The sequence below is a fragment of the Paenibacillus diazotrophicus genome, from assembly GCF_042610465.1.
In genome coordinates this window covers 1,231,596-1,252,446 of the sequence record NZ_JBGJZN010000001.1, presented here as the reverse complement: position 1 = coordinate 1,252,446, position 20,851 = coordinate 1,231,596, and the positions used below count along the sequence as shown (strand labels likewise).

General features: G+C 48.8%; 24 protein-coding genes. 21 read left to right on the top strand and 3 right to left on the bottom strand.

Annotated features, from left to right (window positions below; translation table 11 throughout):
- Positions 1-449: 449 nt before the first annotated feature.
- Both ACAN54_RS05695 and ACAN54_RS05690 read left to right on the top strand, forming a co-directional pair.
- Complete coding sequence (locus ACAN54_RS05695; RefSeq protein ID WP_379153436.1) at positions 450-1,073, top strand: hypothetical protein; 624 nt, start codon at positions 450-452, stop codon at positions 1,071-1,073.
- Between the two features lie 253 nt (positions 1,074-1,326).
- Positions 1,327-3,516, top strand: a complete 2,190-nt coding sequence (locus ACAN54_RS05690) for an alpha-galactosidase (protein WP_379153434.1) — start codon at positions 1,327-1,329, stop codon at positions 3,514-3,516.
- A gap of 83 nt (positions 3,517-3,599) precedes the next feature.
- Here ACAN54_RS05690 and ACAN54_RS05685 read toward each other — a convergent pair whose 3' ends face one another.
- Complete coding sequence (locus ACAN54_RS05685) at positions 3,600-4,220, bottom strand: nitroreductase family protein (RefSeq protein WP_379153432.1); 621 nt, start codon at positions 4,218-4,220, stop codon at positions 3,600-3,602.
- Between the two features lie 332 nt (positions 4,221-4,552).
- Here ACAN54_RS05685 and ACAN54_RS05680 point away from each other — a divergent pair, with 332 nt between their 5' ends.
- From ACAN54_RS05680 to ACAN54_RS05605, 16 genes are all read left to right on the top strand, one after another.
- Positions 4,553-4,960: a helical membrane plugin domain-containing protein gene (locus ACAN54_RS05680; RefSeq protein WP_379153430.1), complete on the top strand. Its 408-nt coding sequence runs from the start codon at positions 4,553-4,555 to the stop codon at positions 4,958-4,960.
- 18 nt (positions 4,961-4,978) lie between these two features.
- Positions 4,979-6,157 carry an NAD(P)/FAD-dependent oxidoreductase gene (locus ACAN54_RS05675; RefSeq protein ID WP_379153428.1) on the top strand — a complete coding sequence of 393 codons (1,179 nt, stop codon included), beginning with the start codon at positions 4,979-4,981 and terminating at the stop codon, positions 6,155-6,157.
- A gap of 259 nt (positions 6,158-6,416) precedes the next feature.
- A complete protein-coding gene (locus ACAN54_RS05670) occupies positions 6,417-7,028 on the top strand; it encodes a class I SAM-dependent methyltransferase (RefSeq protein WP_379153426.1) in 612 nt (203 codons plus the stop codon).
- A gap of 114 nt (positions 7,029-7,142) precedes the next feature.
- Positions 7,143-7,772: an SGNH/GDSL hydrolase family protein gene (locus ACAN54_RS05665; protein WP_379153424.1), complete on the top strand. Its 630-nt coding sequence runs from the start codon at positions 7,143-7,145 to the stop codon at positions 7,770-7,772.
- Positions 7,773-8,031: 259 nt separating this feature from the next.
- Complete coding sequence (locus ACAN54_RS05660; protein ID WP_379153422.1) at positions 8,032-8,490, top strand: ferritin-like domain-containing protein; 459 nt, start codon at positions 8,032-8,034, stop codon at positions 8,488-8,490.
- A 180-nt stretch (positions 8,491-8,670) separates the two neighbouring features.
- The gene (locus ACAN54_RS05655) at positions 8,671-9,186 is read left to right on the top strand and encodes a YhfM domain-containing protein (RefSeq protein WP_379153420.1); all 516 of its coding nucleotides are present in this window, start codon (positions 8,671-8,673) and stop codon (positions 9,184-9,186) included.
- Between the two features lie 21 nt (positions 9,187-9,207).
- A complete protein-coding gene (map, locus tag ACAN54_RS05650; protein ID WP_379153418.1) occupies positions 9,208-9,954 on the top strand; it encodes a type I methionyl aminopeptidase in 747 nt (248 codons plus the stop codon).
- Between the two features lie 79 nt (positions 9,955-10,033).
- A complete protein-coding gene (locus ACAN54_RS05645) occupies positions 10,034-10,849 on the top strand; it encodes a hypothetical protein (protein WP_379153414.1) in 816 nt (271 codons plus the stop codon).
- A gap of 52 nt (positions 10,850-10,901) precedes the next feature.
- The gene (locus ACAN54_RS05640; RefSeq protein ID WP_379153412.1) at positions 10,902-11,327 is read left to right on the top strand and encodes an Rrf2 family transcriptional regulator; all 426 of its coding nucleotides are present in this window, start codon (positions 10,902-10,904) and stop codon (positions 11,325-11,327) included.
- A 143-nt stretch (positions 11,328-11,470) separates the two neighbouring features.
- Positions 11,471-11,749: a hypothetical protein gene (locus ACAN54_RS05635; RefSeq protein ID WP_379153410.1), complete on the top strand. Its 279-nt coding sequence runs from the start codon at positions 11,471-11,473 to the stop codon at positions 11,747-11,749.
- A 424-nt stretch (positions 11,750-12,173) separates the two neighbouring features.
- A complete protein-coding gene (locus ACAN54_RS05630) occupies positions 12,174-12,350 on the top strand; it encodes a hypothetical protein (RefSeq protein ID WP_379153408.1) in 177 nt (58 codons plus the stop codon).
- A 39-nt stretch (positions 12,351-12,389) separates the two neighbouring features.
- Positions 12,390-12,941: an O-acetyl-ADP-ribose deacetylase gene (locus ACAN54_RS05625; RefSeq protein WP_379153406.1), complete on the top strand. Its 552-nt coding sequence runs from the start codon at positions 12,390-12,392 to the stop codon at positions 12,939-12,941.
- A gap of 120 nt (positions 12,942-13,061) precedes the next feature.
- Positions 13,062-13,433, top strand: coding sequence for a helix-turn-helix domain-containing protein (locus ACAN54_RS05620; RefSeq protein ID WP_379153404.1), 372 nt, complete (start codon positions 13,062-13,064; stop codon positions 13,431-13,433).
- A 96-nt stretch (positions 13,434-13,529) separates the two neighbouring features.
- A complete protein-coding gene (locus ACAN54_RS05615; protein ID WP_379153402.1) occupies positions 13,530-14,261 on the top strand; it encodes a metallophosphoesterase family protein in 732 nt (243 codons plus the stop codon).
- A 245-nt stretch (positions 14,262-14,506) separates the two neighbouring features.
- Positions 14,507-15,373 carry a VOC family protein gene (locus ACAN54_RS05610; RefSeq protein WP_379153400.1) on the top strand — a complete coding sequence of 289 codons (867 nt, stop codon included), beginning with the start codon at positions 14,507-14,509 and terminating at the stop codon, positions 15,371-15,373.
- Positions 15,374-15,448: 75 nt separating this feature from the next.
- Positions 15,449-16,324 (top strand): beta-1,6-N-acetylglucosaminyltransferase, encoded by an 876-nt coding sequence (locus ACAN54_RS05605; protein ID WP_379153398.1) that lies wholly within the window; start codon positions 15,449-15,451, stop codon positions 16,322-16,324.
- Positions 16,325-16,447: 123 nt separating this feature from the next.
- Here the strand turns inward: ACAN54_RS05605 and ACAN54_RS05600 are convergent, their stop codons facing one another.
- Entirely contained in the window at positions 16,448-17,209 is a 762-nt protein-coding gene (locus tag ACAN54_RS05600; protein WP_379153396.1) for an MBL fold metallo-hydrolase, read from the bottom strand.
- Positions 17,210-17,440: 231 nt separating this feature from the next.
- Between ACAN54_RS05600 and ACAN54_RS05595 the strand changes: the two genes are divergently transcribed.
- Genes ACAN54_RS05595 through ACAN54_RS05585 form a run of 3 tightly spaced genes read left to right on the top strand, consistent with a single transcriptional unit; the run spans position 17,441 to position 20,235 of the window.
- Positions 17,441-17,644: a helix-turn-helix transcriptional regulator gene (locus ACAN54_RS05595; protein WP_379153394.1), complete on the top strand. Its 204-nt coding sequence runs from the start codon at positions 17,441-17,443 to the stop codon at positions 17,642-17,644.
- Between the two features lie 57 nt (positions 17,645-17,701).
- The gene (locus tag ACAN54_RS05590) at positions 17,702-19,723 is read left to right on the top strand and encodes a Na+/H+ antiporter (protein ID WP_379153392.1); all 2,022 of its coding nucleotides are present in this window, start codon (positions 17,702-17,704) and stop codon (positions 19,721-19,723) included.
- A 2-nt stretch (positions 19,724-19,725) separates the two neighbouring features.
- Positions 19,726-20,235 carry a GNAT family N-acetyltransferase gene (locus ACAN54_RS05585; RefSeq protein WP_379153390.1) on the top strand — a complete coding sequence of 170 codons (510 nt, stop codon included), beginning with the start codon at positions 19,726-19,728 and terminating at the stop codon, positions 20,233-20,235.
- 142 nt (positions 20,236-20,377) lie between these two features.
- On the opposite strand, the gene ACAN54_RS05580 is transcribed toward ACAN54_RS05585, so the two are convergent.
- The gene (locus tag ACAN54_RS05580; RefSeq protein ID WP_379153388.1) at positions 20,378-20,809 is read right to left on the bottom strand and encodes a threonine/serine exporter family protein; all 432 of its coding nucleotides are present in this window, start codon (positions 20,807-20,809) and stop codon (positions 20,378-20,380) included.
- Positions 20,810-20,851 lie beyond the last annotated feature (42 nt).

Sequence of the window (20,851 nt, the reverse complement as noted above, 5' to 3'; positions counted from 1 at the left end):
CAGCCGGGTAGAAATCGTCCGAGGTGGCACTAAATTTGCCCATCCTGCTTATGATTCTTCTCTAATTCATCCGCTGGTTAACGATTGGTCTCATGGTTCAATGTTTGAGCTATAAGAAGCTCATACCCTTTCGTCCTTGGATGGATTGAAAGTTTCAGCAACAGGATCAAAGATATAGTCTCAATCTCAGGAAGTTCATCTGCTAAAGATTGTTATCGGAGAGAATGTATCTGCCCTCCGCCTTCTTTTCAGCAGTGTAGGTTTCCTTGAGTTGATAACTGAATTATACCCCCATTTCCCGGATCCGTAAAAAGGCGAATACTTTAAATTTGGGGCTGTTTTGAAAAAGAATCTAATGTAAGCGCTATTATTCTGCGTTTTCCTTAGTTTATTAAGATATAATTACTTACACATAAGCTTGAAGATCGTTAAGGGAAGGATGATCATCGATGAAGCTGTATCAGATGAAGACAGAGCCGCTGGGTGTGGAGCGGGTGAAGGAGTTTTTGCAGGATAACTATGTATGTATCGGTTATTACGGTGTGGGGGACCTGGAGAATGCAGGCAAGGAGGAGATACGTAGTCGTCTGATGCTTGCCGGGACTCCTGAAGGAACTGAACTGGACACCGCGCTGAATAATCTTCTGATATTCGTTCATGGTATGCAGGATGGAGATTATGTGCTGATAGCGGATGAAGAATGGGCGTATTTGGGTGATCTGGGTGATTATTTTTATGCGGAGTCTTTTGATTCGGCAGAAGATGGGCGGTGCCACAGACGGGGAGTAACCTGGCTCAAAAGCGTTCCTGTTGCAATGCTTCATCACGCGCTGAGAGAGTGGTTAATGGAGGATGCGGTTGTCTCGCAATACTCAGGGCCGTTGCCTGGTGCCAGACTTGATCTATGGATCACAGAGTCAACCATAGAAAGCCAGGCCAGCGAGAAAACAGGTGGAAACGTGGACGGGGAAATGCTTGCCGAAGCGCTCGCTGTATTGAAGGCCGCACTGCAGAGTGAGGATGCGGAGCGGAGGGAACGGGCGGCTATCGTCATTCTGCAGTATGCAAAATGACCGCTGGCACTAATGAAATCGAAACGATTTCATAGTATACTAAGATAGCGCTAACAAAATTTAACCTTTGCTTGCGGAATAAGCCCGTTTCATTGAAGTTACATATGGATTTTGCTAACAAAAATGAAATTTATGCTTATTTAATGAGTTTTTTGCGGGGATGAAACACTAACAAATCCAGACAGGCGGATGCTTCCGGGTGCAAGTTGGAACAATTACTGCGAAGCTTCGCCCACAATTTTAGGAGGATCAAATGGGAATTCAGTATCATTCAGAAGATCGTATATTTCACATTCAGAGCCGTGCAACCAGCTATGTTATCCAGCTGCTTCCGACAGGAGTCCCAGCTCATGTCTATTGGGGCAGAGCCATTCGACCAACCGCATTGTCTTCTATTCTCCAGCGGACGGAGCGTTGCTCTTTCTCACCTAGCCCCTACCCTGAGGATATGTCCATCTCCTATGATACGATTTCGCAGGAATATCCTTCGTATGGTGTCGGGGATTTCCGCCATCCTGCCTACCAGATTCAGGCACCTGGCGGAACGACGGCCTCCGAGGCCGTATATGATACCCATCGGATCTACAGCGGCAAACCCGCACTTGAAGGCCTCCCGGCGACTTATGCCGAGCATGAGGATGAAGCGGAGACTCTGGAGCTTGAACTGCTTGATAGCGTAGCCGGGCTGCGGATCATACTCAGTTACACTGTATTTAATAAATTGAATGCGATTACGCGATCTGTTCGTTTTGTGAATGAAGGTGCAGGGGAGCTGAAGCTGCTGCGCGGACTCAGTATGAGTGTAGACTTGCGGGATTCCAGCTATGATCTGCTGCACTTGTCAGGTTCATGGGCAAGAGAACGTTATGTAGAACGCAGGCCGCTTGCATCAGGGATGCAAGGCGTAGAGAGCCGCAGAGGGGCAAGCAGCCATGCCCATAACCCGTTCATAGCCCTTCTATCGAAGGGGGCAGACGAAGATCAGGGGGAGGTATATGGCGTCAGCCTGGTTTATAGCGGCAGTTTTACCGCTCAGGTTGAGGTTGAGCCGTATCAGACAACCCGCTTGTCGATGGGCATCAATCCCTTTGATTTCAACTGGTTGCTTGAGCCGGGAGAATCCTTCCAGACCCCGGAGGCAGTGCTTGTCTTCTCTGCTGCCGGCCTTGGCGCGATGTCCAGAACCTATCACAAGCTGTACCGTACGCGGCTGGCCCGCGGTACCTTCCGTGACCGTACACGTCCTGTGCTTGTGAATAACTGGGAGGCTACCTATTTTGATTTCACTGCCGATAAGATTGAAAATATCGCCCGGGCCGGCAGCGAGCTGGGCATGGAGCTGTTCGTCCTGGATGACGGCTGGTTCGGTCACCGGGACGATGACCGCAGCTCACTTGGAGACTGGGTGGTTGATCCGAACAAGCTGCCTGAAGGATTAGAGGACCTCGCCCGGCGGGTGAACCAGCTTGACATGCAGTTTGGACTGTGGTTTGAACCGGAGATGATCTCGCCGGATAGTGAACTGTACCGGCAGCATCCGGACTGGTGCCTCCATGTGCAGGGCCGCCGCAGAACGCTGGCCCGTACGCAGCTGGTGCTGGACTTCTCACGCGAGGATGTCTGCCAGGCGATCGGTGACCGGATCGCGGCCGTTCTGCGGTCAGCGCCGATCACCTATGTCAAATGGGATATGAACCGTAATATGACAGAGATCGGATCTGCACAGCTGCCACCGGAGAGACAAAGGGAAACAGCACACCGTTATATGCTTGGTCTATATGGTGTGCTTGAGCGAATCACTTCGGAGTTCCCGAATGTGCTGTTCGAGAGCTGCTCCGGAGGCGGGGGACGCTTTGATCCCGGGATGCTCTTTTATATGCCTCAGACCTGGACGAGTGACAACACCGATGCCATCAGCCGGCTCAAAATCCAGTACGGCACAAGTATCGTCTATCCGCTGAGCGCCATGGGCAGCCATGTGTCGGCGGTTCCGAACCATCAGGTGCAGCGTAACACATCCCTCGAACTCCGTGGACATGTGGCCATGTCGGGTAATTTCGGCTATGAGCTGGATTTGACGAAGTTCACAGAGGAAGAAAAAGCAGCGGTAAAAGCGCAGGTGGCGCTCTACAAAGAACTGCGTACGCTTGTCCAGTTTGGAGAGCAGTACCGGCTTCGTAGTCCTTTTGAAGGGAATGAGACGGCGTGGCTGATTGCGGCGGAGGATCAGTCGGAAGCTGTGGTCGTCTATGTCCGCACCTTGGCTGAGCCCAATGATAAGCTATACCACTTGCGTCTTAAGGGTCTTGATCCGGCTGCAGATTATGAATGGCTGGAAGGCGGAGGCGTATATGGGGGCGACCATCTGATGTATGCGGGATTGCCGCTACCTGCGTTACACGGTGATTTTCAAAGTGTCCTGTGGCGCTTCCGCAGAGTGTAGAGCTTGGGGATTGCCGCAGTGTTATGTTTAAGCAAAAAGAGCCATCCGGGTTGCCCGGATGGCTCTTTTTGGGTACGTCTTGTTTACTCAAAAAACTCAACGAACTCATTAATCGGCTTACGGTAGCCGCGGGGTCTGATCTTGTGCTTATTGTCTTTGCCGATGGTAATCATCATGACCGGCACCATATGATCCGGTAAATTCAGAGTCGCCTTGAGGGCTTCAGGATCAAAACCAATCATCGGGCAGGTATCCCAGCCCTTGTCCTTGGCGATCAGCATGAACTGCATCGCTGACAGGGAGGCATTGCGGATCGCTTCATCGCGCTGAAAAGCATCATTTCCAATGTAGGAGCCATTGATGGCTTCGATGGTTCCTTCATATTCTTCCTCGCTCATCGCTCCCAGCATTTTTAGGCCGCTATAAATTTCCGGTGCCTGCAGATACGCATTCTTGTCTCCGAGTACAACGATGACGGCGGATGCTGTATGGATTTTGTACTGGCCATAGGCGGCTTCGCGGACTTTTTCTTTCAAGTCTTCATCAGCGACTACTTTATAATGGGCGTGCTGCAGATTATAGGCTGAAGGGGCTAGACGGGCCAGCGAGAACATTTCCTCCAGTTCACTCTTAGAAATCTTGATGCCCTCTACGAAGTTGTTTGCTGATCTGCGTGCTTGAACCAATTCTGAAAAAGTGCCCATGTTCATTCCTCCATTGTGTATGTAGTAGTTAATAATTATAAATAGCTAATATTAATAAATATACTTACTATTTGTTACTTACTAAACATACCATGGCATTTTCCCTTCGTCAATGACTAAATGTAATACGGTACTAAATTTTTTTATGAAATAGAGGGAATTATCGAAATCCGAAGAATAGAAGTGATTTTAATCACAAAATGGGGCTATTCCGGCAAAAAGATTGTGACATTTATTACATGAGGAATGTTATAATAATCACATTGATTATGAGTTGTATCATTTCGTCCCATTTCTATATGAAATAAAGCTAATGTAAAGGAGCGCTCATTATGTCAGAAACCATTACGCAATCAAAAATTAATGAAGAACTTATGGATCAGCTCTTGAAGCCTGAGGTGCAGGAGTCCTTAACCACACTGGTGGAGCAGCTTCCCCAGATTACGCAGCTGATTGGTGCTTTATCCAAGTCGCTTGATTTTGTGCAGGCTGTTGCATCCGATGATGTGCTGAAGAATGATACAGTGGGTGCTATCAAAGAGCTTGCTGAGCCGGTAGTAGATAGGGTAAAAACGATGGCAGCTACTGTGATCGAAGCCAAGGATCGTGCCAATGAGAGCAGTGAAACGATCAGCCTGTTCGGTATGATGCGTATGATTAAAGATCCGCAGATGCAAAAAATGCTTCGTTTCATGAATGCTTATCTGCAGGTCAGCGGCGAACGTAATCCACATCAATAAGGACGGAGGAAAATTATTATGTCAAAACATATCGTGATTCTCGGTGCAGGCTATGGCGGTCTCCTGAGTGCTATTAACGTGCGTAAATATATGAGTAAGGCAGAAGCCAAAATTACAGTTGTCAATCAGTATCCGACACACCAGATTATTACCGAGCTCCATCGTCTGGCTGCAGGGAGTGCATCGGAACAAGCTGTAGCCATGCCGCTCACCAAGCTTTTTGCCGGAAAAGACATTGATCTTAAAATAGCCAAGGTGAAGTCATTCTCCGTCGATAACAAGCAGGTGCAGCTGTCTGATGGTACAGCACTCACCTATGACGCGCTTGTTGTTGCACTTGGCAGCACTACTGCATATTTCGGCATCCCAGGGCTGGAAGAGTACAGCATGGTGCTGAAATCCGCTGCTGATGCGATCAAAATTCATTCCCATATTGAAGACCGCATTCGTGAATACTCCAAAACGAAGAATCCTGCCGATGCGGCAATTCTGATTGGAGGCGGCGGGCTGACCGGTGTCGAGCTAGTGGGCGAGATTGCTGATGTGCTGCCGAAGCTGACCAAACGGTATGGGGTAAATCCTCACGATATCAAGCTGATGCTGGTAGAAGCCGGACCCAAAATCCTTCCGGTATTGCCGGATCATTTGATTGAACGTGCGGTAACAAGTCTGACTGCCCGTGGCGTATCCTTCCTGACGGGTCTTCCTGTAACCAATGTGGCGGGTAATGTGATTGATCTGAAGGATGGGCAGCAGATTGTAGCCAATACCTTTGTATGGACCGGTGGAGTTCAGGGCAACCCTCTTGTTGGGGAATCCGGCCTTGAAGTGAACCGTGGCCGTGCCACAGTCAATGACTTCCTTCAATCGACCTCACATCAGGATGTTTTTGTGGCAGGGGACAGCGCCGTTGTGTTCGCAGCAGATGGACGTCCATATCCGCCGACCGCACAAATCGCCTGGCAGATGGGCGAGCTGATCGGTTACAATCTGTATGCTTATCTGAATAACTCCGCATCTGAAACGTTCAGCCCGATCAACTCGGGTACCCTAGCCAGCCTGGGACGCAAAGACGGAGTGGCGATTATTGGCGCCAGCAATACTCCGCTCAAAGGTTTGCCTGCAACCCTTATGAAGGAAGCGAGCAATATCCGTTATTTGTCTCACATTAAGGGATTGTTCAGCCTGGCATACTAATATTCTTTTTATGACTTTATTGAATTTCTTTGATGACCTTCAAGCCGATCCCGTTCCTTATGCTATATAAGGAACGGGTGGGTTTGGAGGTTTTTTTGCTGTGGAACAGGATTGGATAATGGTGAAAATTTACATAGTAAATAGTTGGAAGCTGCCTTATGCTGGGTGAATCGGGGACTGAAACCTAAAGGCAAGGAGCTTCAGGAAGCTCTGCCTGCCGCCAAGGTGAAGTTGAATAAACTATGAAAGGGAAGATACAATGAATGAAATATTTAAGCAAATACCATTATATAGATTTGTAATGTATTGTAATGACACTACTATGGATAAGACAGTATTAGATTGTGGTGCAGGCGGAGATTGTCCGCCTCTCAGCTTATTTTCAGATTATGGATACTTAACACATGGGATAGAATTTAATACGAAGCAATTAGAAGAAGCTAATCAATATGCAATCAGGAAAAGTCAGCATTTGAACATTGAGCATGGAGATATGAGACAATTAAAGTTTGATAACGAATCATTCAGCTTTGTATATTCTTACAATTCCGTATTTCATATGATGAAGACAGATGTTGTAAAATCTATGAATGAAATGATACGCGTTCTAAAGCCAAACGGCCTGCTTTTTGCAAACTTTCTTACCACAAAAGATTTTCGTTGCGGGACAGGTGTAGCCTTAGGTGAGCATCAATATGAGCAGATGGAAGATGATCATCCTGTAATCCATTCCTATTATGAAGAAGATGAACCGGATGTGTATTTTGAGAACATGGAAATATTGTACAAAGAGAGCAGGGTATTAGAGAGAATCTTTGAAGGTCAAAGAATCAGACAAGGATTCGTTGATTATATTGTGAAGAAAAAATAGCGGGATTGGACAACCATACTCTCTTCCGTTCATGCAGAATGTTATCATTCCAATCCATTTGCTATAATAACTATGTTTATACTAAAAGTAATGTTTCATAGGAGGTTTTTCAGTATGGAATTTCAAGAAAATGATATCATTTTATTTCAGGGTGACAGTATTACAGATTGGGGACGCAACTATGAAGATCCGTCCTCGCTCGGTGTGGGCTATGCACTGATGGTAGCCGCACGGCTTGGACTGCTATATCCTGAGAAGAAGCTGACCTTCATCAACCGCGGAATCAGCGGCAACCGTGCGGTTGATCTGCAGAAACGCTGGGACAAGGATTGTCTTGAGCTGAAGCCGAATGTAGTCTCAATCTATATCGGTATTAATGACACCTGGCGCTGGTTTGATTCCGGTGAGGAAACTTCGGCTGCACAGTTCGAGGCCATCTACCGTGATCTGATCGATCGCACCCTGGCAGCTACAAATGCCAAGCTGGTACTGGTTGAGCCTTTTGTGCTGCCGGTTCCTGAAGACCGCAAAGGCTGGCGCCAGGATCTGGACCCGAAAATCCATGTGGTGCGTGAACTGGCCCGTGAGTATGGTGCTTCCCTGGTTCCGCTCGATGGATTGTTCGCTGCTGCATCCGTGAAGGCAGAATCTGCGTACTGGGCACCGGATGGCGTTCATCCTTCGCCGGCCGGACATGCACTCATCACCGATGCTTGGCTGAGAGCAGTAGGAGCCATTAGCTAATTTAGCAGGCAGCCTGTACTTCATTACATAATCGTCTGCCAATTTCTTAGGCCGATCCGTTGAGATATAACGGATCGGCCTTTTGTTTTGAGCTGAAGGCCCCGCTTTCCATACACGAGGGAAAATACTAAGTTAATTAGACTTTACTCTTGACAGTGATTAACTTTAGCAGTAAGTTAAAACATGTAAATAGATTGCGTAAAATATAATTGTAAAAAACAAAATTGTTTATTAAATAGTATACGAGGAGAAATCTATTATGCCTAAAAATGAAAAAACTATTGATTTATTCCAGATGTTAGTAACTATACTTTCGCAGCAGTCAGTAGGACACAGAATAGAGTCCAGAATTTTTGCCAGCCAGGGTTTTTCAAAACTTGGAGAGAAATATGCAGAACACGCAAATGAAGAGATGCAGTTTGTCGAGAAATTTATTGACCGTATTATTGATCTAGGCGGCATCGTCAAGAACGGTGGAGTGAAGGAAGTTCCGGTATACGAAGATATCGAAGAATGGCTTAAATATGATGTGGAGCTTTCAAAAAGCGGCTTAGGCCAAGTAGGCGAGGTCCTTGAATCCATGATTGGCGATCCAATATCCTACGATCTTTTCAAGGATTATGTCAAGGATGAGGAAGAGGATATGCTGTGGGGAGAGCAGCAGCTTGAGCTTATGAAATTAATAGGCAAACAGAATTGGTTGATGAAACAGATATAAAATGATAATGGAGATTTTTCTGGACGGGATAAGCACAGGTTGGAGTCTCAATCAGAAACTTAAAGGGAAGGATCTGCAGGCATTGCAGGTTCTTTTTTTTTTTGCAAAAGCGACAGAATGTAATTTGGTTCACAAGACTGATATAATTAGAGGATACATAAGGATTTGGAGGTGGAATCCATGAAAAGGCTACTGCTTATGGTTCCGGTTCTGCTGGCTGTTCTGCTGAGCGGCTGCCAGAATGCTTTTGGATTCATTAATGCGAAATGGATTTCAGAGATTACCCTTGACTATCAGTTATCAGACAGTAAAGTACAGGATGGACCTTTCGAGAGCAAGACCTTTACTGATCCTGCATTTATCAAGCTGATGGCAGATGCGATGAACGGCAGCAAACGGATAAAGGGCGAGCTGGATTATGGTGCCGAGTTCAGGATGAAGCTGACCTATGGGGATGGCTATACAGAGGATTATATTCTGAATCTTGGAGAGGCTAGCGGGAACCGTGGACTGCTGGTTTCGGAGGAGAACAGCGGCAAAGGATATTCTGTTCCCGTCAAGAATGCCGATAAGCTAAGAAAGCTTGTCTATGCCGAAGAGAGCTCCGCCACTGACACCGGCTCTGAAGCTGCTGAGGTTTTGGTTACTGTCAGTAGGCCGGTAAGAACAAATTCAGATTTCCCAGTGAAACGATAGAACCGAGAGGAATGTGGGCAGATGACTAGTGATACAGCACAGGATTTGCAAGGGCTGAAGACAGTAGGCCAACTAGTAGGATACACGATAGCAGAAATGAGGAAAAGTGTTGTGCCGGGGATGACAACCGCTGAACTGGATGAAGTGGGGGCAGCAATTCTGAAGCAGTTCGGCGCGAAGTCAGCTCCCAAGATCACGTATAATTTTCCGGGCAGCACCTGCATCAGTATCAATGAAGAGGTAGCTCATGGAATCCCCGGCTCCAGAGTCATCCAAGCTGGCGATCTGATTAATATAGATGTCTCCGCTGAGCTTTATGGTTATTACGGAGACGCCGGGGTATCTTTTCAACTGCCGCCATATAATGAGGAGCTTGTCCATCTGTGCCGCAGCACTGAAGAGACTATGATGTCTGTTATCAATCACCTTAGAGCCGGTATGAAAGTTAACGAGATTGGCCGTGTGATGGAGCTTGAAGCCCGTAAACGCGGATATAAAACCGTACGAAATCTGTGCAGCCACGGTATTGGCAGATCGCTGCATGAGAAGCCTTTTGAGATCCTTCCGTTCTATAATCCGCGGGTAACGACAGTGCTGCAAGAAGGTCAGGTCATCACGATTGAACCTTTTCTCTCCACCGGAGCGGATTTTGTGGAGCAGCAGTCAGACGGCTGGACTCTGAGCGTGAAGGACAACAGCCGTGTAGCGCAGTATGAGCATACGATCATAGTCACCAAGGGGAAGCCGATTATCCTGACAAGCGCCTGAAAAGGAACAAATGGATTATCCCTATGATGTGCAGGGAATCATTAGAAGACAATAGTAACGGTGGGAAAGGGGCAATGAGATGAAGGAAAATCTAACCCTTTTGGCAACACTGCAGCAGCAGATGGGAAATCATGATCTGTGGCCGTTGCTGACGAATGATATGCTGCAAGAGAGCGGGCTGCCCGGACCGAGGGCTAACCTCGAACTTGCGGGCAGCTTTGCTGGCCTGTATGCCAAACCTGAAGTGACGGAGACTGCCTGGGAGCTGATTTGTGCCTGGGCGCAGATCTCTGAGTCTGAAGCTGCGGCAGGTGATCCGCAAGAGTTCCTGGCTTTCTGTGCGGTCTGGGCCTGCGGAGCCCATTATGCCTACGGGGATGCCGGTCGACAGAGCCAGGCGGAAGGGTTCCTGCGGGCGGCGATGAATGATGCCAGATGGAGGCAGCGTGAAGCGGCGGCCATGGGGCTGCAATCTTTGGGCGAATATGATTTTGCGCTGCTTCAGCAGCTGTTGGACGGATGGCGCGAGGGAGCTACGCTGCTGGAGCAGCGGGCTTTCATGGCGGCGCTCGCGCATCCGCCGTTACTGAAGGCGGAGTCCCATGTCCTGTATTGTCTCGAGATGGCAGACGGCATTATGGAGGGTATCAGAAGCGACACTATAAGTTCGTCTGACCCGGAACATTTTCGCGTGTTGTCCAAAGGTCTGGAATATAGTCTGAGCGTATTTGCCGCCAGGCTGCCGGAGCCAGGATTTGCTTTGCTGCGTAAATATGCGGAGAGCAGAGATGCCCGGCTTAGCAAGATTGTGAAGAGCAACCTGGGCAAAACAAGACTGACCAAGAAATACCCCGCTCAGGTCGCTGAGCTCTTGCAAGTATTGACAACCGGCTAGAATGTAACTATTATAGTTGCATCTATGGGGTAACACACAAGGAGAGATTGTCATGAACATCAGCACCCGGTTTGCGGTGGCTATTCATATTTTGACACTGATTGATAGCAACAAGGAGGGCAAAAGCACCTCGGAATGGATCGCAGGCAGTGTCAACACCAACCCGGTGGTGATCCGGCGGATTACTGGTATGCTGCATAAGGCAGGTCTGGTTGAGGTCCGTCCCGGAGTAGCGGGGGCGAAGCTTACGCGAAGCCCTGGCGAAATTACCTTGCTGCAAATTTATAAAGCAGTAAATGCGGTTGAGGCGGATACCTTGTTCTCCGTGCACGAACATCCCAATCCCGGCTGCCCGGTCGGCAAAAATATTGCTGGAGCTATAGTTCCTGTCTTTTCCCTTGCCCAGCAGGCGATGGAAAATGTACTTCAGGAGGTTACACTGGATCAGATCGTGAATCAGATTCCGGTGGTGTCTTGAAGTCTAGTGGATGTAGCGAAGTTGCAGGGTATCCCATCGTCATGTTGATGACTGTGGGATGCCCTTTTTTGTGCTTGGGCGTGCGGGCTTGGAGTTGTGATGGTAAAATTATCCTGACTACAATGGACAGGAGGTATTCGATCATGCGTAAGAGTAAAGCCCGATATCTTTATATTCTTGCAGGAATATTGATATTCTATGTGGCGTTCTTCCCTTCCTTAAGCCCGGAGCTTGCTGTAAGAAAAAGCCTGCTGTTCAAGCATCCGGTGCTTGCCTTTACAGGAGAAGTCACTGAAGGCCGGATCCAAAACGATCCGCGGTACGGGGATTTATATGTTGTGCCACAAGCGGATTTGCCTTATGTATATGTGAAAAAGAATAGACTCGGCTGGACGGCCGCATCGGGTGGGAGCGGGCCTTAGGATCAGGAATGTGATGCTATGTTTAAACAAGCAGCCTGGGCAGAAGAATGAAATTTAAGTAAACATTCAGCAAAGATTTATGTAAATTTAAGGTTTGGGGAGTATAGTGGAGGTCTCCACCCCCCAGTGGATAGATTTTTGCATAGATCCTGTCGTGCCTCGGCAGGGTCTTTTATTTTGCCTAGCACTGGAATCGACAATTTCAGCAAACCTTTATTTGATCTTCATATGCTTTTAAGCTTCAGGGCTTATAGTAATCCCATGACCCCCTTATAAATAGACCTTGACCCTGCCGGACGTTGGCGGGGTCACTTTTTTGTGTATAGAGAGCGTACACAGAAGCTGATGATGTCTGTCTATTTCTTTACACAATATTCCAAATGCAGTAGACTGACAACATGCATTCTACTGGAGGGAGAGGATTGTGTTGATTTTTGCACTCGGTTTATGGTTCATTGGTCTGGTGGTCCTCATGATTGTAATCAGAAAGGCAGTAGACGGATCCCGGACATCAGACAAGCTGGATATATTGATCGAAGAAATCCGGCTGCTGCGCAGAGACATCAGGGAGAACAAGCATATTATTGATAAGCGGATGTAACGCTGGAGCGATATATTTTGTCTATAGGAGAGATGCATCATGAAGGTGTTCCAGATCGGAGACACACGGCTCAAAGTTATTAAGGGAGATATCACCAAATGTCAGGCTGACATTATTGTAAATGCGGCCAATACTAGTCTTCTGGGCGGCGGCGGCGTGGATGGTGCTATTCATAGAGCCGGAGGCCAGGCTATTCTTGCTGAATGTATAGAGATCAGGAATAAGCAAGGCGGTTGTGCGGTAGGGGAAGCGGTCTATACAACAGCCGGCAGACTTCCTGCCCGTTATGTGATTCATACCGTAGGGCCGGTGTGGAATGAGGGTGAGCGCGACGAACGTCAGCTGCTGGCGAACTGCTACCTGAACACCATGGAGTTGGCGCATACCCTGAAGGGCCGAAGCATTGCTTTTCCGAATATTAGTACAGGGATCTATCGTTTTCCCAAAGAACAGGCTGCGGATATCGCTCTCCAGGCTGTTGCCGGATTTCTTCAGCAGCACACGGGTATCTTGGAAGAGATCATTTTTGTTTGTTTTGACGATGAGAATTATAATTTATACCTGGATAGACTGCAAGCGAATGCCAACTAAGAGGATTCTGGCAAGGATCTTTTATCATAAGCCCCAAAAAGGAATGAATGGTATGAAGTAAATATTAAGACTGACTGCTGGCTTATGGAATACAGCGATACTTGAAGCAAGGAGATGCTTATGAAAAATCAATTACAGCTATTAGCGGCTAGCTTGATTCTGGGATTATCAATTATTATTGGCTGTGTAATTATTAGCAGTGACCGGCCGGCAAATAGCGGGCAGAAGGCTGACGCCCAAGACATGGATAACAAGCTCCTGCTGACGCTTCAGGAGACCGCAACCCTACTGGGTATCAGCGAAGATCAGGTGAAGAACATTATGAAGGCGGAAAACTCACTTTTGAGAAATGATGGAGCTTTTGGCGGTATGAAGCTTCAGTATATCAAGGTGGATGACCAGTTTCTATTCAGTAAGACAGGGCTGCTGGAATGGATTCAAGCCGCAATCTCTGAAAAAGGAGTCTACATCGGCCCTAAAATGGTTAATTAAACAAATAGATACTACATACTTAATAAATTGAACCAAGTCCCGAAATGATAAAATTACAAGTTGAGTTTATACAGTACAGCAATGGAGGGTACATACGTGGAGAGAATCGCCATTATTTCTGATATTCATGGCAACGTAACCGCACTGGAGGCCGTCTTGGCGGACATTCAGCAGCGCAGGATCAGCCGGATCTTCTGTCTGGGGGATCTGGTGGGCAAAGGGCCTAATTCGGATCTGGCGGTTGACCTGATTCGATTGCATTGTGAGAAAGTGGTTAGAGGCAACTGGGATGAATATATCGCATATGAAAGTGAGCTAGAGGCGATACAATGGCACCAGGCTCTCCTGGGGACCGAACGAAGGGCGTATCTGAACAAGCTGCCGTTCTCCATTGAATTCTGGATGAGCGGTAAATATATCCGCCTGTTCCATGCTTCGCCGCGGAGCGTGAATGAGCGCATCCAGCCCTGGGATGATCTGGCGCTGCGCTTGTCCTTGTTTGAACCTTCAGAGCTGTGCGGTGAACTGCTGACTGCGGATGTGGCCGGCTATGGAGATATCCACGGGGTATATCTTCAGCATCCGGAAGGAAAAACATTGTTCAATGTAGGGAGTGTCGGCAATCCTCTGGATATCACACAGGCTTCGTATACGATCTTGGAAGGGGACTATGGCAGCCATGATCAGGCACCGCTCAATTTACAATTCGTAAGAGTTCCTTATGATATCGAGCAGGCTGTACAGCAGGCCTTAGATTCGAAGATGCCTCATTTGGAGCCGTATATTCGGGAGCTTAGAACGGCAGAGTACCGGGGTAAAAGCGTTTGAACAGAAGCTGGCAGCGGCTAAAATTTGAATTCTGTCCTGTAACGATTGAGCCTGACCGCGATTGTGGTCGGGTTTTTCTTTTTTTCGGAAAGTAATTGACAAACTTATAGAATGCTACTAAACTAAAGTTAGTTGATATGTAACAGAAACTGTTACAGCCTTGAATGGGTATATTGGAACTTGTTAAGACTAACTGCAATCGCAGAATTTGGATAATATCTTAGTTAAATTCAGGAGGGGTTTATATGACAACAGCAGCAACATTGCCGCAAACTTTGGAAATTGGACTTGTGCAGATTCGGGTAAGTAACTTGGAGCGTTCGCTTGATTTTTATCAAAATGTGGTTGGACTGAAGGTTCTGCGCCAGATCGGGCGTGAAGCCGAAATGACAGCAGATGGTCATAGCGTACTCCTTATTCTGCGGGAGATTGAGAACGCGCGGGTACTCCGGCGGAATTCAGTCGCAGGGCTCTATCACTTCGCCATTCTTGTGCCGGACCGTCCGAGCCTGGGGCTGGTGCTTCGCAATCTGATTGATTCGGAGATCCAAGTCGGACAGGGCGATCATCTCGTTAGTGAGGCCCTGTATATTGAGGACCCGGATCATAACGGAATTGAAATCTATCGCGACCGGCCGAAGGACACCTGGAAGTATGAGGCGAACGGGCACGTTGTAATGACTACAGATCCGGTGGATGTGGACGGTCTGCTGGCCGCTTCTGAGGGTCTGGAATGGACCGGATTGCCTGCGGGCACCGTGATCGGGCACGTTCACTTCCATGTGGGTGATCTTGGCGAAGCCAAGAGATTCTATGTCGATACGCTTGGCTTCGAGCAGACAGCTGAGTACGGTGATGCGGCGATGTTCATCTCGGCCGGCGGGTACCATCATCACATGGGACTGAATGTCTGGGCAGGTCAAGGTGCTCCGGCAGCACCGGCCGATGCGGCGGGCATTGACTATTTTACCCTGCTGCTGCCAAGTGTTCAGGAACGTGATGCCGTAGAAGGACGGGTGCGTTCCGCGGGATACAGAGTGGATGTAACGGACGGCATAGTAACAGTTACCGACCCTTGGAACATAGGGATTAAGCTGCTGGTAAAGCAGTAAAATAAAGCAAAACTTGTTCATCTCCGCTCATTCCCCTATAATATGTGGAAATCAATGAGCGAAAGGATGAATGTTTTGAAACATTTCAAAATGGCATATGTGGTCCTTTGTCATAAGAACCCGGAGCAGATCAACCTGCTGCTGGAAGCTTTAACGGATGAGCATGTGGAATTTTTTCTCCATGTGGACCGGAAAAGCGGGATTGAGGCGCAGATTATCCACCGGAAAGACATTCATTTCGTACAGCAGCCGGTGGATGTGCAATGGGGGCATTACGGTCAGATTGAATGCATCCTCAAATGTTTTGAGCTGATCAAGGAGAAGGGACACTTCGATTATATTCATATTATAAGCGGACAGGATCTGCCGCTGGTTCCGAACCGGACAATCGTTGACTTTTTTCAGGAAAATCAGGGTAAAGAATTCGTCAAACATCTGCAGTTGCCGAATGAAGCGGAGATGTGGGGCTGTATGTACAGAGTGTCCGTGTATTATCCGAGATTCCTCGTCTCACGCGCCAAAACCGTCTCCGAGATCCGCAACCGCTATATCAATCTGGTGATGTCGGTGCCGGTGCTGAAGCGCAGCCTGAAGAATCTGCCGGGTACTTTATATAAGGGCTCGAACTGGATGTCGATTACCGGAGCGTGTATGGAGTACATTTTGGAGTATATCCGCAGTAATCCCGGGTACGTCCGTTTGTTTAAAAACTCTTTTTGCGGAGACGAAATCTTTTTTCATTCGATTATCTTGAACAGCAGCTTTAAGCAGCAGGTTGTGAATGAGATCAAACGCTATACCGATTGGGACACGGGCCCGGAATTCCCGAGAACACTCAGGGCAGAGGATTACGAACGGATCCGGCAAAAGGGAACGGAATGCTTTTGGGGCCGCAAGTTTGATCTGGATGTGGACCGTGAGATCGTTCAGGATATCCTCCAGCTGGCTTGACAGACGAACTATAGTAGGGCTGAAGCAGGACAGATGTTAAAATAAAGCAGGAGTCAGACCGGTGATACGGTCCAGCTCCTGCTTGTTATGTTTACCGTGACAACCCAACCTGTGAGCAGCTTATTAATGTGTTCCCTGAGCCTGAGCCAGTTCTTCAATCCGCCGGTTCACATCGCCGCGATAGAGACCCCCGTGATAGCAGATCACCTGGTCAATCTCCCAATCCGCGAATTTGTGAAGAGACTGGAGCGCTGTTAGCATATCGGGAGTAGCCGTTGCATCGGGTCCGTAGAGCTGGCCGTCACGCACAGTCAATGCATCGGCTGCGATCAGCGTGCGGCTGGTGTGATGATACAGGCTCAGATGGCCAGGGCTGTGGCCGGGGGTATGAATAATGGTAATTCCGCCTCCGATGGGCAGATACTCGCCACCTGTAAGCGTCTGGTCAACTCGACCTTTGGGTGGATGGGCCAACACGTGGAGGAAAGCGCGCTTCCACTCCTCCGGTACAGACGGCGGAAGCATGGCTTCGGCGGCAGCCAGTGCGTCAGGAGTATGCTTCAGCAGCATCTTATCGCCTTCGATATAAGGCCGCTCGATTTCATGTGCGAGTACAGTTATCGTAGATTGGCTCTGTTCCAGAAGAGCCGGAAGGCTTCCGATATGATCGATATCCTGATGAGTAATCAGTATGGTACGAACATGGCTCAAGGGTACGGAGGCCTCGGCTGCAGCTTGCTTGAACTTTTGCTCTGCTCCCGGTACTCCGGTATCGATCAGGATAGCTCCCTCTTCGTCCCAGATCAAGGCAGGGTAGAACGTGTCTATTCCGCCCATCACGGGGACGGAAATCTCCAGCATTTCAATTCCTTTGGCGATATGCATAATATCCCTCCATTACACTAGATAAGAATGTGCCTGCAGGCTAATGCATATCATACTGAAACTCCAAACTGTTTTCAATCGAAAAATATTATATTATAACACAAATAAATATTTTTGTCAATCGTGTAAACGATGAACATTTTCAGTTTTTTGTAAAGCTTACTTTACATTTTACGCTCAGGATGATATTCTCTTTGTAAAGCTAACTTTACATGACCGGGAGGAACAGCGATGAAGAACAAGCTTGAGACAATCCGGAAACAGCAGGGCATTAATCAGGAAGAGCTCGCAGAAGCCTTGGAGGTGTCGAGACAGACGATCTGCTCCCTGGAGAACGGAAGGTATAATCCGTCGATCATTCTGGCTTTCAAGCTGTCGAGATACTTCAAGCTCAGCATTGAGGATATTTTTGAATATGAAGAAGAGGACGGATAGGCGGGTTCGGAGAATGGAAGCAAGTTTCATGATTATACATCGGGGGAGTTGAGAGATTTGGAGACATTTCTTGCTGTACTGTTAATGCTGGGACTGATCGCGGTCTCCAATATCGTGAACCGGTTCATTCCGTTTGTGCCGGTTCCCCTGATTCAGATTGCGCTGGGAGTTATTGCGGCCGCTTTCCCGATGGGAATTCATATGTCGTTTGAGCCGGAGCTGTTTTTTGTGCTGTTTATTGCCCCGCTGCTGTTCAATGACGGGCGGCGGACGCCACGCGACGAGCTGTGGAACCTAAGGGCGCCGATCCTGCTGCTGTCGCTTGGACTGGTCTTTGCAACAGTCTTTGTCGCCGGATATGCCATCCACTGGATGATTCCGTCCATACCGCTGGCTGCTTCCTTTGCGCTGGCCGCCATCCTCTCGCCTACCGATGCTGTGGCAGTCAGCGCGCTGGCCGGAAAGGTGCATCTGCCGAAGAGTATCCACCGCATCCTTGAAGGAGAGTCGCTGATGAATGACGCATCCGGGCTGGTTGCTTTTAAGTTTGCCATTGCTGCGGCGGTTACCGGGATGTTCTCCCTGCCCAAGGCGACGATAAGCTTTGTGTTCATTGCTGCTGGGGGATTGCTGCTGGGAGCGCTGCTGTCATTTGTGCTCATCCGGCTTAGTGTATTTATCCGCCGCTTCGGCATGGAAGATGTCACCATTCATGTGCTGCTGCAGATTCTTACACCTTTTATTATTTATCTGGTGAGTGAAGAGATCGGCGTGTCGGGGATCCTTGCCGTAGTGGCAGGCGGTGTGATGTATGCTATAGAGAAGGATCGGGCCGTATCACCGCAATATAAGCTCCAGCTTGTATCTGCCAGCACGTGGTCAGTGCTGCTGATGGTTCTGAATGGCCTGGTCTTCCTGATGCTGGGCGTATCGGTTCCGGACGTCGTTCAAGTGATTTACAATGACAATACCTTGAACAACTTTATCGTGGCCGGTTATGTACTGGCGATCACAGCGCTGTTGATTGTACTGCGGTTTCTGTGGGTGTATGCATACTCTTTGTTCGAGAGCCGAAGGCTAAGAACCCCCCGCTCACCGCTGAAGTCGCAGCTCATAACATCGATTTCGGGTGTGCGGGGTGCGGTAACGCTGGCGGGTGCCTTCTCAATTCCGCTGGTTCTTGGGGATGGTTCACCGTTCCCGCAGCGGGACCTCATCATTGCTCTTGCGGCAGGTGTCATTCTCGTCTCGCTGCTCATAGCAAGCATCTTTTTGCCGCTGCTTGCGGACGGGGAAGACCCTGTTGTGGTGGAGAGTGTGCCGGTCAATTCTGAGCTGACGGCAAGGTCGGTAGTGATTGATGCCGGAATGAGCATGCTTCGAAGCCTGGTCTCAGAGAATCCGCTGCCCGGGAATCAGCCGGTCATGCTGGAATTCACGGACAAGATTGACAAGCTGTGCGCTCCGAAAACGGGCGATGATCCGGAAGCGGAACGCTTTCGGCAGCTGGGGGTCCAGGCTAAGCGGAATGCTATTGCTGCTGAGCGTACGGAACTCCGCCGGATGCTCGAGAACGGCTCCGTCGCGGCTCCCGTAGCAGCGAAGATGGAAGAGCTGCTGGATCATAAGGAAGCCTTGATGTGCAAGCGGCTAGACACGCAGATCAAATTTTCGCTCACTGAAATTCAGCGCCTGTTCTCGGGATTATTCTCCGGGCGGCTGAACGGCGATGAAGGACGGCTGGCAGCGCAGAATGCCGAGAGTGCCCGTATGGCCAAAATTTCAATGTGCCAGGCTGCCATTTCTGCCGTCAACGCCGGAATGAGTGAAGAGAACCGTCTGCCTTCACAGAAGGTTATTGACAAGTATGAGCAGATGGAGTCCCGCCTTATCGAGGGAGACGGCTGGATCAAGGATGGCGTCGTGGATGACCAGAAGCTTGAGCTGAAGCTGCAGGCGATTCAGGAACAGCGGAATACGGTGCAGCAAATGTATCAGAATGGGGCGATCAACCTGAAGATCGCTGGTAAGCTACGCAAATTTGTCGATCAATTGGAAACAGCGATCTGGGAGGATTAGTCATGGGGGAAACAGCAGCACGCGGTTTGTCTTTTACGGAGATTAGGGAAGAGCATCTGGCGGAAGTAGTAGATATCTATAATTATTATGTACTGAATACTACGGTTTCTTTTCATACCGCGCCGCTGGACTCAGCTTCGATGCGTGAGTCGGTGCTAAGCGGTGATCCGCGCTTCAAGTCCTACGCCATTCTACAGGACGGTGAAATGCAGGGCTATGTTCTGATTGCCAGACATAAGAACAAGCAGGCCTACGATACCTCTGGTGAGATCAGCATCTATCTGAGACCCGGCAGCGGCGGACAGGGACTGGGCGGCAAAGCGCTAAGCTTCATTGAGGAACGGGCGTCCGAGCTTGGTTTTCATGTGCTGGTGGCAACCGTATGCTCCGATAATGAACCTAGCCGCCGGCTGTTCACCAGACACGGATATGAGCAAAGCGCGCTGTTCAAAGAGATCGGCAACAAATTCGGCCAATGGCTGGACATTGCAAGCTATCAAAAAATAATCTGACCAGGGAACCGGGGGCGTAGTTACGGCTCTCTCCCTCTGGCATATAAAAAAGCTGCTCCTACTAGTCATCTTCATGACATTGTGGAGCAGCTTTTTTATGTTTATGGTGACGAGCCATGTTGCAGGTTCCTTGTCGACCGGCTTAAGAGCTGGGGACATGCTTCCGCCGGAACATCTGTCCAAGCACTTCGCTGAGCACAAGTCCGGTTGCTATTGCTCCAGAAAGGAGCAGAGCCTGGACAGCAAACTGGATGGCCAGATTATTATCGTTCTCGACGAACTTGCGCATGGCATCATAAGCCAGACCGCCAGGGACCAACGGGATAATGCCGCCGACACTGAAGATAATGACCGGCATTTTGTAAATGCGGGCAAAGATCTGACTGATCACCCCCACCACTACTGTAGCTGCGAAGGTGGCTACCACGGTGTCCCATCTTTCATCGAGCTGCAGATACAGCATCCAGCCCACCATTCCGGCAAAACCGCATTGTACCAATGCACGGACCGGTGCATTGAACAGAATGCAGAAGGTGGCAGCGGCAATAAAGCTGGTTATCAATTGCAAAATCATGAACAGTTAACCTCTTTCACGTGTGAAGTACATGAATTGTAT